Here is a 14715-nt window from a genome sequence, read left to right as displayed (position 1 = left end):
ATCGACCTTGTTCAAGCGGTCCGCTGATGGCGTGGGCCCAGGAGTACGGGAACCTCGATGTGTCCGTTGACGATGACGCTGCGCTGTCGTCGTAGCTGTTGTTCGGGTATGGCCAACCTCGCTGCGGGAAATCGCTGGGTCAGTTCCGTGAAGCCGACGTGCGCGACGAGTCTCGCCAGGTGGGCACCGAGGCAGTAATGGGGCCCGTGACCAAACGCGACATGTCCTGTGGCGTCCCGCTGGAGATCTAGTTCGCTGGCGCGGTCGAAACGAGCAGGATCCCGATTCGCGGTGTGCAGGAAGCACAGCACGACGCTGCCTGCGGGTATCGAGACTCCGCCGTAGACGACGGGTTCAACGGTCCAGCGATGTGTCGCCGAGCGAACCGGCGAATCCCAGCGAAGCACTTCCTCGACGGCGTTCGGAACACCTGCTGGATTCGTTGCGAGCGACCGCCACCGAGTGGGATCGGACAGCAGCCAGCGGATACCGTTGCCGATAAGGCCAGCAGTGGTCTCATGACCCGCCACGAACAGCAAGAACAGTGTGCCAAGGAGTTCGTCGTGACTCAGAGGCTGACTGTCGCCGGTGTGGATCAGAGCCGACAAGAGGTCGCCGGTGGGTCGCCGTCGCGAGTGCTGTTTGGCCGCGATGAGCCCGTTGAAGTAGTCGGTCATCGCGTCGGACGCCGACTTAGCGTGTGCGGGATCGTCTTGCACCAAGGCTGTAGTGTGCGCATGAACGAAGTCATGGTCGTGCTGCGGAATGCCCAAGAGCTCACAAATGACAGTGAGAGGCAAGGGAAGCGCGAACTTACTCATTAGATCTACCGGGCGGCAGGTGGACATTGAGTCGACCAGACGCGCGGCATGCTGGTGGATCCGCGGACGCAGTTGCTCGGTCTGTTGATGCGTGAAAAGGCTGGACACCAGCCGACGCAACCGAGTGTGAATAGATCCGTCGCTGTTGAGCATGTTGGGTGCGAACATTTGCGACAGTCCGACGGGATGGCCAGCGTCAGTGAGTTGTTGATTGAGTATGGCGTTGAGCCCTGCGGCGTCCTTGCTGATTCGTGGATCGCGCAGCGCGGCTCGCACGTGATCGTACTGGACGATTAGGTAGATGTCGAAGATTCCCGCTATTCGACATCGCCGGACGGGAGCCAGTGGCAGCAACGCGTCGGTCACCTCAATGACGCGATCATAGTGCTCATCACTGAACAGAACCGGAATTGGACCGGCCATCCGACATCCTCCGAAGGTCGTCATCAGGTAACACACCTGCCGCCGATCGACTTGGCACGAACCGCGATTGAAGCGCAGCAATCACCGAAAGCATTGCGGAGCAGACACGGGGACGCTATTGCGGATAGTACGTACCGGAACGCTAGAACGGTACGTAGGTCAGGCGACAGCAGTACGTAGATGACGCAGGCACCCTACGTGCCTCGGGAGCACCGAGCGAACCACGCGACTCGGTGCCAATCCGCGCGCCTGCAAGCCACACAAAGACCAAAACCCCCTGGTCCCTAGGTCGAGTCGCCGCGAAGCAATGGGTCACCGCCTCACGGGTGACGGAGTTGAGACATGGTATAGCACTATGTATTTCCCCTTAAACCGATAGTGTATTTTCTGGCTTTCTGGTGCCATATACCGGAAAATACAGTTGTTGTTGCAAGTCGGTGGCATATTGTTCAGTTGATCAGCAGCGGGCCACCTACCAGGCGGGTACTGCGTCACCACGTACCTCACGCGGACGGCGGTCAGGCAGCACAGACAGAGAGGTTGGCCGATATTCGGATCACGGGATTGACAGGTGGACGGACAATGATCCGGATCGTTGGGTGGTGTAGGCAGGACTGTCCGGCAACGAACAGTGGGGATCCACGGGTCAGGCACTGAGGAGGCGAGTAACCGCGGCGACTGGGGCCCTGCCGCGGCCTACACGGGGGGTGTAGTGGTGGATGAGTTGGTGGCACAGTCGCGGCGACGCGTCGGTGGCTTGCTGCGGCGGTACCGCAAGAGCGCGGGCCTGTCGATAGCGGCCTTGGCGGCGGCGACGCAGTACTCGAAATCCGCGATCGCGAAGGTCGAGCAGGGCAAAGGCGACCTGACGGTCGAAATGGCGCGGGAAGTCGACCGGGCGTTGGTGACAGGTGGACGGTTCGTCGCCGTGCTCACCGAACCGCGATTCTTTCGCCCAGCGCAACTTCCGGCAATCAGTAACTCGATGGTGGGTATGGAGGCCGAAGTACGACAACTCGAGGAGTGGCTGGCGCGAGGCAACGAGGGCGCCGATACTCGGAGGGTGATGCTGGTGACCGGGCCACCATGGATCGGAACAAGCACGATGGCGCTTCGGGTCGCCCATTCAGCCTGCGAGCGGGGAGAGTTTCCAGATGGTCAACTGTATGCCGATCTTGCAGGCTTTCGGGCCGACCGCAGCCCTCGGAACCCTCGCGAGGTACTCGCTAGTTTCCTGCGCGCCTTAGGCGCATGGGTGGCGCCAGATGCCACGCTCAGCGAGCTGACCCAAGAGTATCGAACCGCACTGGCAGGCCGGGAAATGGTGATCGTTCTAGACAACGCGACGTCAGTGGAGCAGGTCGAGCCGTTGTTGCCCGGCCCCTCGGCCACCGATTGCCGCGTGTTAGTGGCGAGCCGCCTGTCTCTGGCACGTTTGACGACAACGGTGGCCGAACGACTGGAGATTCGGACGCTGCCGCAGGCACAGCTCGGTGATCTCCTACGGCGATTGCTCAGCCCGAATCACCCGATCACGCGCCGGGCGGACGCGGTGTCGCACCTGGTGGATGGCGCGGGCGGGTTCCCATCAGTGATCACCATGACGGCGGAGTGGCTCACGGACAACGCGGGCGTCCCGATGTCCGTTGAGCGGTTTGAAGAGGCGCTGTTCAGCCAGGTCGACGGATCACCGTTGCGAGCAGCGCTGGACGCGTCCTACGACCACGTGTCGTCTGATGCGCAGAGACTGTTCCGACTGCTCGGGGGGTTGCCGAACGTGGCGACCAGCATGGCTGCGGCAGCCCAGCTGCTGGACGTGTCACCCGCGCGCGCGGCCGCCTGCCTGGCGGAGTTGACAGCGGCCAATTTCGTGCGGGCTGATAGCGAACGAGGCCGATACCTTCAATATCCGCTTCTGCGCCGATACGGCAGGTTCCTGAACGTCGCGCACGACGCCGTGGTTGACCGCGATGCAGCGAGAGATCGGCTGCTGGCGTGGTACCTGCAAACTGTCAAGGCCGCAGAACAAACGATCATGGCCAACGAAGCGCGGTCAGCTGCCCACGAGCATTCGGGGCGGTTGACCCGTGACATGCGGTTCTCGACCACGGCGTCAGCGCTGGCGTGGATGCGGGCTGAGGGCTGGAATCTCGCGGCCGTCCTCGAGCTTGGCGCGGCAACCAGGAAGTACCGGCTGGTGCGGGAACTCGCGCAGGCGTGTCTGGCAGGCCTCGATGCTTTCGTCGCGACGTCGCCGAGTCGGTGGGGCACGCTGTGGCGGGAGGTGACGATGTGGGGGCGGCAGCCCGCTGCATCAGTCAAGGATCCCGATGGGGCGCTGCCGCCTGGCGCGATGGCCGAAATCCTTGGGCGTCTTTACCAGCAGAGGCACTTCGTCATGGTTGTGGACGAGGTAGGAGACGCGTGGGTTGAACGCACGCGACCCGAGCGCCAGTCGACCGCGTAAACCGCGACGGCCGTGCACTTATCGGTGCACGATGATCCTCTGGACCAGAAGATCACGTGCGTCCATAGTGGAAGTACCACTCGTTGGGGGAACCAGCGCATGACGGAACCCCCACGACGTGTCTTAATCACCGAGGGGTGTTAATGATCTTGCCCATCAGCGGGAGTCCGCGCGCCGGGTAGCGCGGCCATGGCAGCAGCAGACTCGATGCCGGGACGGCATCGAGTCCTCAGTGCACGGCCAGCGATTCTCCGGCGTGCGAGTCGCGGCTGTGCGCCATCTCAGTAATCGCGGTTGTCGCGGCTCAACGCCGACCTCCCCTCGATAAGGACACACGGCCATGACCCAAGACCCTGCGGAGCGTGTCCCGAGACAGACTCCGGTGCCAGATACGCCACCGCCTTCTCCACCAAGGCCAAGCCCGGCCCGGCGCACGTTGTCGAATTCTCCGTCGCAGTCCAGTGTGGCCTGGCCGAGGCCACGAGGCCAGAGCGGGCGATCAATTGGCCGCCGTTGGACACGACATGTGCGGGGTTGGGAACTGTGGCGGCACACCACCACACGCGGCGTGGTGTGGATGCTGACCTGGGAATCGATTGTCGTGGGCAGCGTAATAGGGGTGTTCGCCACCGCGGAGTGGCCGACAGTCCGCCAGTGGGCCCTGGCCAGCCTGTTAGTGATCTGCGCGGGCGTGCACATGCATGCCACCCGCCCTGGTGAGGAGCGACGGCGGGCAGGCCGACTCCGTACCGAGTACGTCGATCACAGCGGGCTGTGGACGTTCGGCGCCGCCTTGGCTTTACCGATTCCGATGGCGGTGGTGTTTATCGTCGGGATCGGCGTGCATCGATGGCAGATCGCACGGAAACCGCCGTGTCGAGTCATCTTCACCAACGCCACCATCCAGGCCTCAGCTGTGGCCACCGCATGGTGGGCCACCGCGGTACCGGGTCTGGCCTGGCTGCGCGGCGACACTCCGATCCCGACTACCTCGATGTCGCAGGTGGCGATCTCGCTGGTGTCGTTGAGTGGCGTCATGGTGATCTACTTCGCCACGCAGACGCTGATCATCGGTGTCGCCCGGCTGTGCCAGCCGCCCGGTTCGTCAGCCCGATCGCTCCATCCCAGCATCGTGGTGCGCTGCATTGGTACCTGGCCGGACAACCGAGAGTTGTTGCTTACACTGTTGGCCGGGTTCGGCTGCGCGGTCGCCGCCAACGTCCTGGCCGGAGTACCGCTCGTGCTGGTCACCATCGGCGCGGTGGCCGTCACCCGCAAGGTGCAACTGGCCGAACTGCGCGATCGACAGCGCCGCCTGGACGCCAAGACTGGCCTGCTCAACGCGGTCGGCTGGGCACGGGCTGCCCGCACCGCGCTATACCGTCATTACCTCGACCATCGGTTGTGCGCGGTGTTGCTGGTGGACATCGACCACTTCAAGTTGATCAACGACGAGCACGGGCACCATAACGGGGACATCGCGATCCGGGCGGTCGGACGCACGCTGCAGGATCAGACCCGGCCTGGCGACCTCGTTGCCCGTTTCGGTGGCGAAGAGTTCGTCGTTTTGCTCACCAGCACCGTCGCGGACGAGGCGCTGGCTACCGCCGAACGCATCCGTCAGGCGGTGGCCGCGTTGGACGTGCGCGGTCAACGGTCGTTGGGCGGCACGCCGGTCACGATGAAGGTGAAAGTCTCGATTGGTCTCGCTCTGCAGCGCGCCGCGAGCGATGAGGACCTGGCGGTCGTGCTGGATCACATCCTGGCGCTGAGCCAACTTGATGACCAGTCCGCCGAGGAGATGCCGGACCTGCTCACCGACTTGGAATCCAGCGCCGACGCTGCCCTGTACCGAGCCAAAGACCAGGGCCGTGATCGTGTCGTGGTCGCGCCGCATCCGGACACGGCGCCAGCCAACACTCCCATGGATACGTCAAGCAGTAGCTGGAATCTGGCATTCGTCGAGCACCATCACCCACGGGATTCGCGATGAGCGGCACGGCACCGGGCTTCGGCACGGACGCCACGTTCGGCGGCTTGTTACGAGAGCTTCGGAAGGCCAAAGGGTGGTCGCTTCGCGAACTGGCCGCAGAGGTGCGATACGACCACGGTTACCTCGGGAAGCTGGAGCGAGGGCAGAAGCCACCAACGCCTGAGGCGGCGCGGGCGTGTGACAGGGCGTTGAACGGGGAGGGCAGGCTCCTCGCGATGCTGGCGGCACGGCCAGCGCAGCTGCCGCCGGTGGTCAGCGGATTCGTCGGCAGGTCAACGGAGTTGGACACGATCCGGAACGTGCTGCGGCGTGACAGCCCGGCGGGTGCGCCGCCGGTACTGCTCGTCAGCGGACCGCCCGGCAGCGGCAAAACGACGCTCGCCTTGAAAGCAGCCCACGACACCGCGGCCTTATACCCGGACGGGCAGCTGTACGTCGACCTCCGCGGGTACGGTCCGGCCACCTCGACGCCGCTGCGTACCGACACCGCGCTGGAGGAGTTCCTGCGGGCCTTGGATGTCTCCCACATGCCCCGCAGTCTCGCCGAGAAGACCGCGCTGTATCGATCAATCCTGAGTCACAAGCGGATGCTGATCGTTCTGGACAACGCCGCCGACCTGGCATCGGTCCAACCACTGCTGCCTGCGTCTTCGTCGTGCGCCACGCTGCTCACCAGCCGGACCGACCTGGCTGGGCTGACCCTGCGGCATGCCGGTGACCGGATCACGCTAGGTCGCATGAGCCTGATGGAGTCGTTGGCGCTGCTCCGCACGGTCTTGGGCCGCCGGGTTGATCGAGAATACAGCGCGGCTCGGGCGCTGGTGGACCTCTGCGGCCGGCTGCCCCTCGCTGTGAGGATCGCGGCGCAGCGCGCCGCGGGCGCGCTGCCACAACCGCTCACCGACCTGGTTAACGAGCTCGGCGAGGAGCACCGGCGGCTCGACGCGTTGAGCCTCGCGGGTGACGAGTCGTTGGCTATGCGGGCGGTGATCTCGTGGTCCTACCAAAAGCTGGAACCTGAGGCGGCCGTTGTTTTCCGTCACCTCGCTGCGCATCGTGGACCAGATCTCAGCGTCGCGGCCGCGGCGGCGTTGGTAGGCGCGTCGGTGCGCCACACCCGGCCCCTTCTGCGGACGCTGGCGTCCCACCATCTGATCGAACCGATCAGCTACGACCGGTTTCGGTTGCACGATCTACTGCGCGCGTTCGCGGCGAGCCATCACGACCAGGACGACGTATCGTCATCTCGGGCCGACGCGGCAGTCCGCCTGGTCCGGTGGTACCTGCGGTCGATGCGGCAGGCCAGTCAGGCGCTCGCGCCTCACACTGCCTCCGGGTGCCCCGCATTTCGCGACGAGGCGTTGGGAGAACACGAGACCTTCACCGACGACACAGCAGCATTGGCCTGGTGCGATGCCGAAACCGGAAACCTGGTGCCGGTGATCGTCCTGGCGCTGGAGGTGGGTCAAGCTGACGTGGCGTGGCAACTGGCGCTGGCCACACGGCCGTGGCTGGACGTGCGTCAGCAACGCATCTCTGATGCTCTTGGCATCCTGAATGCCGGAGTCTCCGCCGCACGGCATGCCCACAACTCTGCCGCATGGGCTCGTCTGGAGATCCTGCGCGGCAATGTCTTGCGCGTGAACGGTGAACTCGACACGGCGGCTCACGCCTACACCACCGCCGTAAGCACATTGCGCAACAGTGACACCACACACGGCTTGCCCGAGGCGCTCCTGGGCGTCGCGTTGATCGCGCTCGAACACGCCACCGTCGCGTCCGACACGGCATCCGTCGGCGCGAATGGCCAGTCTGAGCCCCTGGATCCCGACTCCTCGTCGACGGAGCTCACCTCCGCTCGAGAGGCAGCGCGAGAAGCTCTGCGTCTGTTCCTCTGGCACGACGACCGGCGCGGCGCGGCCGAGGCCATGTCGGTGCTGGCTGACAGCGACCGTGTCGATGACTCAACTGTGGGTGATCCTGATCGAGCCCATAAACAGCTGACTGCCGCGTTGCGGATGATCGAGAACCTCGACCGGGCACATCCCACCCGCGGCAACATCCACGTGCGACTATCCGAATTGCTGTTCAGCCGAGGCGAGTTCGACGCCGCACTGCAGCATGTCCGTTCGGCCGTGGTGGCCTATCGTGCGGCCCAGGATCGGTTCGGCGTTGCGGACGCACGGGTTCGGGAAGCTGAGATCTGTCAACGCCTTGGCAACACGACCGCAATGCGCGCCGCGTTGTCCGAGGCGTGGCAGCTGTACGTAGAGGTGTTAGACGTTCGCGCGACCGCGATCGGTCGACGGCTGCAAGCAACAACTCCACGGTCCGTCCAGTCGACGGACGTATCGTTGGCCGAGCCGCCGTTGAAGCCAGGCGCGGGCGGCAGTACCGGGGTCGAACTTCGGCGACGGGCGACCGATTCACCGTCGCCGTCCGCATCGACCTGCCCATAGGAACCTCATGCCGTGGCCTCGCATGGGCCACATGACGCGGCTTCCTCCTCAGCATGCGACGGGATAGATTCCTTACGTAGCAGCGCACTTGCGATCACGGATGCGCGACGTGTCAAAGCGTCCAGGTGCACGTGACCTAAGTGTGGCGTCGGTCGACGGAACAGCTGTCACCGACGGGAGTGGAACCTGGGCCTGTCAGGTTGAGCGGGCTTGTCAGGCCAGCGCGGGATACGACCCCATCCCGCGCTTCCCCGGGGTGTCCAGTGGCTTTCGGCGGGCGGCTGGGCACCCTTCCACCAACACGTCATGAGTCCACGAAGGACTAAACGTGTCGTTCATACGCACCTGTCTAACGACAGTGGTTACCGCCGTTCTCATTCCAAGCGACACAGGCGCGTGCCCGACGATCTGAAGGAACAGGGAGTCATGAAAGTCCACTCGATCAGGTCACAGAGGTGGACGCGCCGTTTGACAGGAAGATGGCAGAGTACAAAGGAGCACGGTGCAGCACACATCACTGCCCAGCCCAGGCGACAAACCTCTGTACGGCGGCGTTTTCAGGTACGCGGTCTACTCCTGGCCGGAACGTGGACATTCTCGTGCCTTGCCATGTCCTGTACAGCGGCGCGAACGCCAGCTTCCCCGCCGACTGCCTCACCGGCGGCGACATCGCCCACTACCGCAGCCACAGCGCCTTCCACGAATCCGGCCGCGCCCAACGCGACGGTGCCTGCCACGGAACCGCTCTCTACACCCGCGCCGGGGAGCCGTGGTGCATCAGTGCTGCTGGACGCCGAGCTGAAGTGGCATGTCCCACGCCCCGGCTGTGTCCAGATGCGCACCGGTCTGGGAACTCAGCAGATACAGGTATGGGACGCGGTAGGACAGCTGGTGAATGACGACAACCGCGCAGGCGCCCTTCCGACGCGCCATTTGCGAGTGACCGGTTACGTATCGACCCAACGCCCCAGCCCGTGCAGCGATCGCCCAACATTTGTGATCACTGCCATTGTTGGCGCGAACGGCGCGGCGGGCGCCGGTCCACTCTGGCCGGAGTGACGCCGCTTCGGTTACAAAATAACGTTTCCGGACGATGGGGCGTCCCAGCTCCGCGATGATATGGATCGCGCGCTGTGGCCCTCATGAGGCCACTGGCACATACTTCCGCGCTGCACTCACCCGGGATAGCTTGGTCGTCAACGGCAACGGAGTGCGCAAGAGACAGTCCAGTGACGTCGACACCGCCGTGATGGCGCTTGCGTGGTTGAAAAGCACAGCGAAGAACGGTTATCCCTCCTAGTACAACGACAATGACGTAGCCCTCGGCAGGCTGTGCACGGCGCTTCACCACCCGGCCGCCCTGTCCGCAGAACGTGGGTCCATCCAAACCAGGGGGTGTCGATGGACCCATTGTGGGACAACACGTCCCACGGCCTGGGTGTCCAGCGGTGTGAGGGGATCCGCTGGACACCTTCGGCCACACCGCAACGCCGAACAGATCATCTACAACCACGGTTTCGCACCTAAGGGCACCGCACCGTCCGATACCCGTCGCCGAAACCTTCGGACACTGCAGACACTCGGGGGTCACATGGCAGGCAGGGGAAGTCAGCGTCTACTGCGCCTGTTGATCGGCCCAGCAGCCGACGGACGAACGCGAGCACGCAAGAGCCAACACATGCCGCTGCCACAACGGCCCGGCGCCCCGACAGCACCACATCATCATCCGCAGTGGGCGCAGCAGTGGCCTGGCCAGCATCCACCGGGTCCGCCGCAGGTCCCACCTCGGTACTGGGCGGGGCCGCCTGGTGTTCCGCCACCCGGAGGGGCCCCGGCAAACCAGGGACAGGGACCAGCCCGGCAAATGCCGCCTTCCGAACGCCATCCTGAGGCGATCTCCTGGGATGTGCTCACCGCGCCCCCGCGTGAATCCCTCTGGTACCGTACTCGGCGGATCGGGGTTCTCGCGCTAGGCGTGACGATCGCTGTTGCGGGCATCCTGGCCATTGCCGACCGCGTTACTGACTGGATCACCCCTCCGGCACCACCCTCCAACGCCGCGGCGGCCGTCAGCGACTCGGATCTGGGTGGATTCGCATCCACCGCCGCGACGGACTACTTGTCTTGGACCACAGAGGATCGGGACCGGCGCCGCGCGGTACTGGCGCGATACGCGGCTCCCTCGCTGTCGGTCGACGGGTGGGCCGGCGACGGCCGCCAATGGGCGGATTCTCCAGCCGTGGTGGCCATCACCCGCGCCGATCCGACGCGCGCTGTCGTGACGGTACGCGTGCGCGTCACCCCGTATGTGCCGGAACGAGCTGATCAGTCAAGTCCTGTGCCGCCCAACGCGTCGTCGTCGACGCCGAACGGGCCCGCTGATCGCGGTGGTGACACCGCCAGTGCGGGAATCGTCCAGTCGCCCGGATGGCGGCCCGGTTCGGCACGGTGGGTCGCTGTCGCGATGCCGGTTGGTGTGGTCGCCGACCGGCTGGCGATGGTCCAGCGACCGGCGCTCGTGGGTACGCCGAGCGTCGACGTGTCAACGGCGTCGTCCCTGGGCCCGGCACCAGTCGAGGACACCGCGTCGCGTAGCACTCGCGAGGTCGTCACCAAGATGCTGACCGCTTACGCCACAGGAGACCTGGAGTTCATCCGAGCGTCCGGATCCCGACTGGCCGGTCTCGGCGGAGCGGCAGAACTGGGGCAAGTCACGTCCTGGGCGCTCCACCCCGGCGAGGATGGAGACTCACGGCAGGGCATGGCAACCGTGACCTGGCGATTGAGCGGGGGCGCCGGATCCTTGACGTGCGCCTACATCCTGCGGTTGCGTGAGCAGGACGGACGCTGGTACCTGGCCGGGCTGTCAGTGCCCGTGGACGGGGTGCCGGGATGACCGCACTCGCACAGAGCCTGTCCACCGGAGTTTCCCTACGCGACTGGATCCTTGCCGTTGTCGGAACTTTCGTGATCGTGCTCGCGGTGTTCCGTCTCGTGGGCGCCTGGCTGGAGAACGCCTATGGCCGGATGGCGTCGATCATCGTGGCCGCAGTCGTCGTCGGGGGTTTTTGTTTCTTTCCAAACCAAGCGATCACGTTCATCAAGTCGCTGTGGAATCTGTTCATGCAGGGATGAGGGGCCAGGATGCCTTTACAGTTGCCGACTGATACCCAGCACCTGCGCTTGGAGATGCGGCAGTACGAAATTTTCGGCCGCTCGCTGGGGCAAGGTATCCGACGGCAGGTCGTCTGGATCGCCGCCGCCGCGATCGCATTCTGGGCAGCCTTCGCACTGCTGATCCTCGGCGTCGACCCGCTGTCGCGATTCGCTCCGATGGTCTACATCGTCCCCGTGTCCGTCTTCACGATCTCCGCGACCCGACTGGACACCTTGGGTCGGTTGAAGCTGATGCGCTGGTACGACTGGACGCTGGCACGCCTACCTGCTCGACAGCGGCTGATCACTAACCCCGCAATGCCTGCGGCGAATAGGGAAGTGCTCGCGGTGCACATCGTCGCGGTCTGCGAACTGCACCACCGCAACGTAGGCGAGCCAGTCGTGGCCATGGCGTGGCGCCGCCGCCGGGCACAGACCATTCCGGACACAACGGACGACTGGCTGGGAGGCGTTCGATGAGAAGCCGTTCTGCCACACAACTCAAGCGCACATTCCGCCGCGCGGCTGGTCCGCCCGCGGCGGCGCGACTGATCACTGACGGCGCCTTGGTGACCGACGACGACGTCTGGGCATGGGTGCAAATTCCCGACGGGTCCACCGATCTGTACGAAGACGAGCAACTGGCGTCCGAAACCATGGAGTTGGCGCAGACACTCGCCCGGCTGGTGCCCGCCAACGGTGACTACCACCTGAAGGTCTTGTGGTCCCGCCATTCCGGCGTGGCTTATGAAGAAGGGTGGAGCGGCCTCGACGGCGTCCGCGCCACGCATGCCGACGAGTACATCGAACTCGGTGCGCACCGGATCGACATGAACGCGTTCCCGCAACGGGTGGTTTTGTTCGGTGTGCGTTGGCCATCGGCAAGCACGCCGGACAACCGAGGTGGTCTGTGGAGTGATCAGCTGCGGTCCCGGGCTGCTCGGCAGCGATCGGCCCACCAGCGGCTGGCCGACGCGCAGACCACGATCGACCAGTGGCTGGCCGCGATGAGCGGCGAACCGGTACGGGCCATCCCCGCGCCGGCGGGTGTGCTCGCGTGGTCCTACGCCCGCGAGATGCGGCGCGGCACCGTGGTCGAGCTGCCGCCTACGCAGATGCTGAACGCACCACAGATCGCCCTCCTACTCAACGGTTCGGTCGACCCCCGTGAAAATCCCCGCTATGTAGTGACGACCGACGCCCGCACAGGCCTGAGGCGGTATGTGTCCATCCTGGTCTCGGCCTTGGACGGATTCCCGGCGACGGAGCTGTACATCCCGGGTGGGGAGTGGCTGCAGACCCTGACGCAGCTCGAGGGTGTGGAAGCCTCGGTGCGTGGCACCCACCACGGCCAGGCCGGATCACTGGCCGTGCTGGATACCGGGCGCAAAGCCGCACTGAGTCAACTCCGGGAAGCCGAAGAACACGGCGGGCAGGCTCCGCTGGACGTAGCCGAAGCGGAACAGGTCTTGGCCGATCGCCGCCACGAGATCACTCGGCGGCTGGATGTTGAAACCACCAACCACATCCGCCTCGTGGTCGATGCCGACACACCGGAAGACTTGGACGCCCGGATCGCCGAGGTCATCAACCACTACGGCGGGCTGGGCATCGTCGTTGACGCACCAGCCCACGTCCAAGACCTGCTGTGGTGCGAACTGCTTCCCGGCGACCAGGTACGGGTAACCGAGTACGCCCAGGACCAACCTATGAGGACGCTGGCCGGATCATGGTTTCACGGCGGATCCGCTGTCGGTGACACCTCCGGTCCCTACATCGGCGGCAACTTGGGCAGCACCCCGGGACCGATCCAGCTGCGCCTCGCGTCGCGGACCGCGCAGCACAGGACGCAACCCACCACGATGCTGTTCACCGGCCAAACAGGATCCGGCAAAAGCACAGCTGTGATGATGCAACTGCTCGCGGCTCTGGCCGAAGGCGCATGGAGCCTGCTGGTCGATTACAAGGGCGACCTCGGCGGCCTTGCCACCGTCGCTAGCACCGTCCTGCAGGTGCCCGTCCAGGAAATCCACGGCCTGCATGAGAACGCCAGCGGAACCATGGATCCCCTCCGCTATGTACCGGACCCGGACATGGCGCGCACCATGGCGCTCGACGCGATGCTGGGTGTCCTGTCCCCGGACGACCGGCAGCGCGCCGAGTCGGTCCTCGAAACCGCGATCGACCGGGTCATGCGCCGACCGGTGGAGGGCCGGTCCTCACCGGGCGTCATCGCGGAACTGCTGGCCGGCGAACACGGCGACCGGGACCGAGCCCTCGCCGAGGAGATCGGTGGCACGCTCACCATGCGTGCGAAACATCCGCTCGCTCGGCCGCTGCTCGGGCATCTGGCGCCTGCCGCGGTGCCGCTGGCCACCGGCCGCGGACTTGTCTACCTGCGGATGGACGGGCTGCAGCTGCCCAACCCGGGAACAGATCCGTCCCGTTGGGACATGTCCCAACGGCTGAGCATGGCCACCATGACCAGCTCGCTGCGTTACGCGTCCCTGATGTCGCGGCACAGCCGGGAAATGCTCAAGGTCGTCGCGTTCACCGAGCTGCACCTGATCACGCCGTATGCCGAGGGGCGCGCCACGGTGGAATGGCTGGCCCGCGTCGGACGAGCGCTGAAGTGTTTCGTCCTGCTGGACTCGCAGTCGGCGATCGATCTGGCCACGATCACCGGGTTGGTCGAGCAGACGGTGATGGTGTGGTGCGGCCGCGCGGTAGGTCTGCAGGAACAGGACGCCCAAGCGGCGCTGCTGACGGGAACTGCGCACGCGGGTCCTCGGATGCGCGCGCAGATGGCTGCGTTCGGCCCCGGACAAGGACTGCTGCGCGATCGGGCACGGCGCGTGGCGCCGATGGAATGGGATCGACTCAGCAGCTGGATCGCGGACCGTCTAGCTACCGACGCCGGTGAGGACAGCGCAGCTGTCAGCCCCGTTGACGGGCACAGCACACCAACCCCGGCGTCACTACCCCAGTCAGGGTTCTGACCGTGCGACCCCGCCAGCCGTGCCTCCATGTTCACCACCCATCGGCAGACCCGTTGACCGGGTACGTCGATCACTCCCCCGACATGTGAGGAGAGCCAACTTTACGAACCAGCTCTGTGCGATCCATTCACGACGGTGAACGCACCTGTGGGACCGATCCCCCTGGCGTGACATTGAACGCCGACACGCTCCGCCACTTTGGGAGCTGTTGAGGCGCGATCGATCGACCCGGTCCCCCGTGCGGCGACGCCGATGCCGGCATGCCGTCCACATCGTCCACTCTCGCGTCAGACCGGCACGAGCACTTGACTTCAGGGGGATCAAGTGGCTTTCCACACGAAACGGTTACTCAGAACGGAGTCTGGGCAACCGGACCGCGCCCGCGACACTGGGGACT

The 14715-nt window shown here is 65.1% G+C and carries 9 protein-coding genes; 7 read left to right on the top strand and 2 right to left on the bottom strand.

The features are described from left to right. Positions 1 to 11: 11 nt before the first annotated feature. Positions 12 to 1268 carry a cytochrome P450 family protein gene (locus AOZ06_RS05075; RefSeq protein WP_157232835.1) on the bottom strand — a complete coding sequence of 419 codons (1257 nt, stop codon included), beginning with the start codon at positions 1266 to 1268 and terminating at the stop codon, positions 12 to 14. Positions 1269 to 1959: 691 nt separating this feature from the next. On the opposite strand from AOZ06_RS05075, the gene AOZ06_RS05070 reads away from it, so the two are divergent. From AOZ06_RS05070 to AOZ06_RS05060, 3 genes are all read left to right on the top strand, one after another. Further along, positions 1960 to 3711: a helix-turn-helix domain-containing protein gene (locus AOZ06_RS05070; RefSeq protein WP_169798862.1), complete on the top strand. Its 1752-nt coding sequence runs from the start codon at positions 1960 to 1962 to the stop codon at positions 3709 to 3711. Between the two features lie 577 nt (positions 3712 to 4288). Next, a complete protein-coding gene (locus AOZ06_RS05065; protein WP_225954545.1) occupies positions 4289 to 5704 on the top strand; it encodes a GGDEF domain-containing protein in 1416 nt (471 codons plus the stop codon). Continuing rightward, positions 5701 to 8163, top strand: a complete 2463-nt coding sequence (locus tag AOZ06_RS05060) for a helix-turn-helix domain-containing protein (protein WP_054288353.1) — start codon at positions 5701 to 5703, stop codon at positions 8161 to 8163. Before AOZ06_RS05065 ends, AOZ06_RS05060 begins: the two co-directional genes overlap by 4 nt. A gap of 777 nt (positions 8164 to 8940) precedes the next feature. Here AOZ06_RS05060 and AOZ06_RS55870 read toward each other — a convergent pair. Next, a complete protein-coding gene (locus AOZ06_RS55870; protein ID WP_157232834.1) occupies positions 8941 to 9096 on the bottom strand; it encodes a hypothetical protein in 156 nt (51 codons plus the stop codon). Between the two features lie 1042 nt (positions 9097 to 10138). Between AOZ06_RS55870 and AOZ06_RS05055 the strand changes: the two genes are divergently transcribed. The 4 genes from AOZ06_RS05055 to AOZ06_RS05040 are packed head-to-tail and all read left to right on the top strand — an operon-like array spanning position 10139 to position 14318. Next, positions 10139 to 11059 (top strand): conjugal transfer protein, encoded by a 921-nt coding sequence (locus AOZ06_RS05055; RefSeq protein ID WP_054288352.1) that lies wholly within the window; start codon positions 10139 to 10141, stop codon positions 11057 to 11059. Then, entirely contained in the window at positions 11056 to 11298 is a 243-nt protein-coding gene (locus tag AOZ06_RS05050; protein ID WP_054288351.1) for a hypothetical protein, read from the top strand. The genes AOZ06_RS05055 and AOZ06_RS05050 overlap by 4 nt, the downstream gene beginning before the upstream one ends. Before the next feature lie 9 nt (positions 11299 to 11307). Beyond that, entirely contained in the window at positions 11308 to 11799 is a 492-nt protein-coding gene (locus AOZ06_RS05045) for a hypothetical protein (protein WP_054288350.1), read from the top strand. After that, on the top strand, positions 11796 to 14318 hold the full coding sequence (locus AOZ06_RS05040; RefSeq protein ID WP_054288349.1) for an ATP-binding protein: 2523 nt from the start codon (positions 11796 to 11798) through the stop codon (positions 14316 to 14318). Before AOZ06_RS05045 ends, AOZ06_RS05040 begins: the two co-directional genes overlap by 4 nt. Positions 14319 to 14715: the final 397 nt, after the last annotated feature.

This window comes from Kibdelosporangium phytohabitans (assembly GCF_001302585.1).
In the GTDB taxonomy this organism is placed as follows: domain Bacteria; phylum Actinomycetota; class Actinomycetes; order Mycobacteriales; family Pseudonocardiaceae; genus Kibdelosporangium; species Kibdelosporangium phytohabitans.
The sequence above is the reverse complement of the archived record's forward strand: the minus strand, read 5'-3'. Positions and strand labels throughout refer to the sequence as shown.

Excerpts from the sequence above, each read along its gene's own strand:
- AOZ06_RS05075 (WP_157232835.1), bottom strand. The coding sequence starts at position 1,268 with ATGACGACCTTCGGAGGATGTCGGATGGCCGGTCCAATTCCGGTTCTG.
- AOZ06_RS05065 (WP_225954545.1), top strand. The coding sequence starts at position 4,289 with ATGCTGACCTGGGAATCGATTGTCGTGGGCAGCGTAATAGGGGTGTTC.
- AOZ06_RS05060 (WP_054288353.1), top strand. The coding sequence starts at position 5,701 with ATGAGCGGCACGGCACCGGGCTTCGGCACGGACGCCACGTTCGGCGGC.
- AOZ06_RS55870 (WP_157232834.1), bottom strand. The coding sequence starts at position 9,096 with ATGGCGCGTCGGAAGGGCGCCTGCGCGGTTGTCGTCATTCACCAGCTG.
- AOZ06_RS05050 (WP_054288351.1), top strand. The coding sequence starts at position 11,056 with ATGACCGCACTCGCACAGAGCCTGTCCACCGGAGTTTCCCTACGCGAC.
- AOZ06_RS05045 (WP_054288350.1), top strand. The coding sequence starts at position 11,308 with ATGCCTTTACAGTTGCCGACTGATACCCAGCACCTGCGCTTGGAGATG.
- AOZ06_RS05040 (WP_054288349.1), top strand. The coding sequence starts at position 11,796 with ATGAGAAGCCGTTCTGCCACACAACTCAAGCGCACATTCCGCCGCGCG.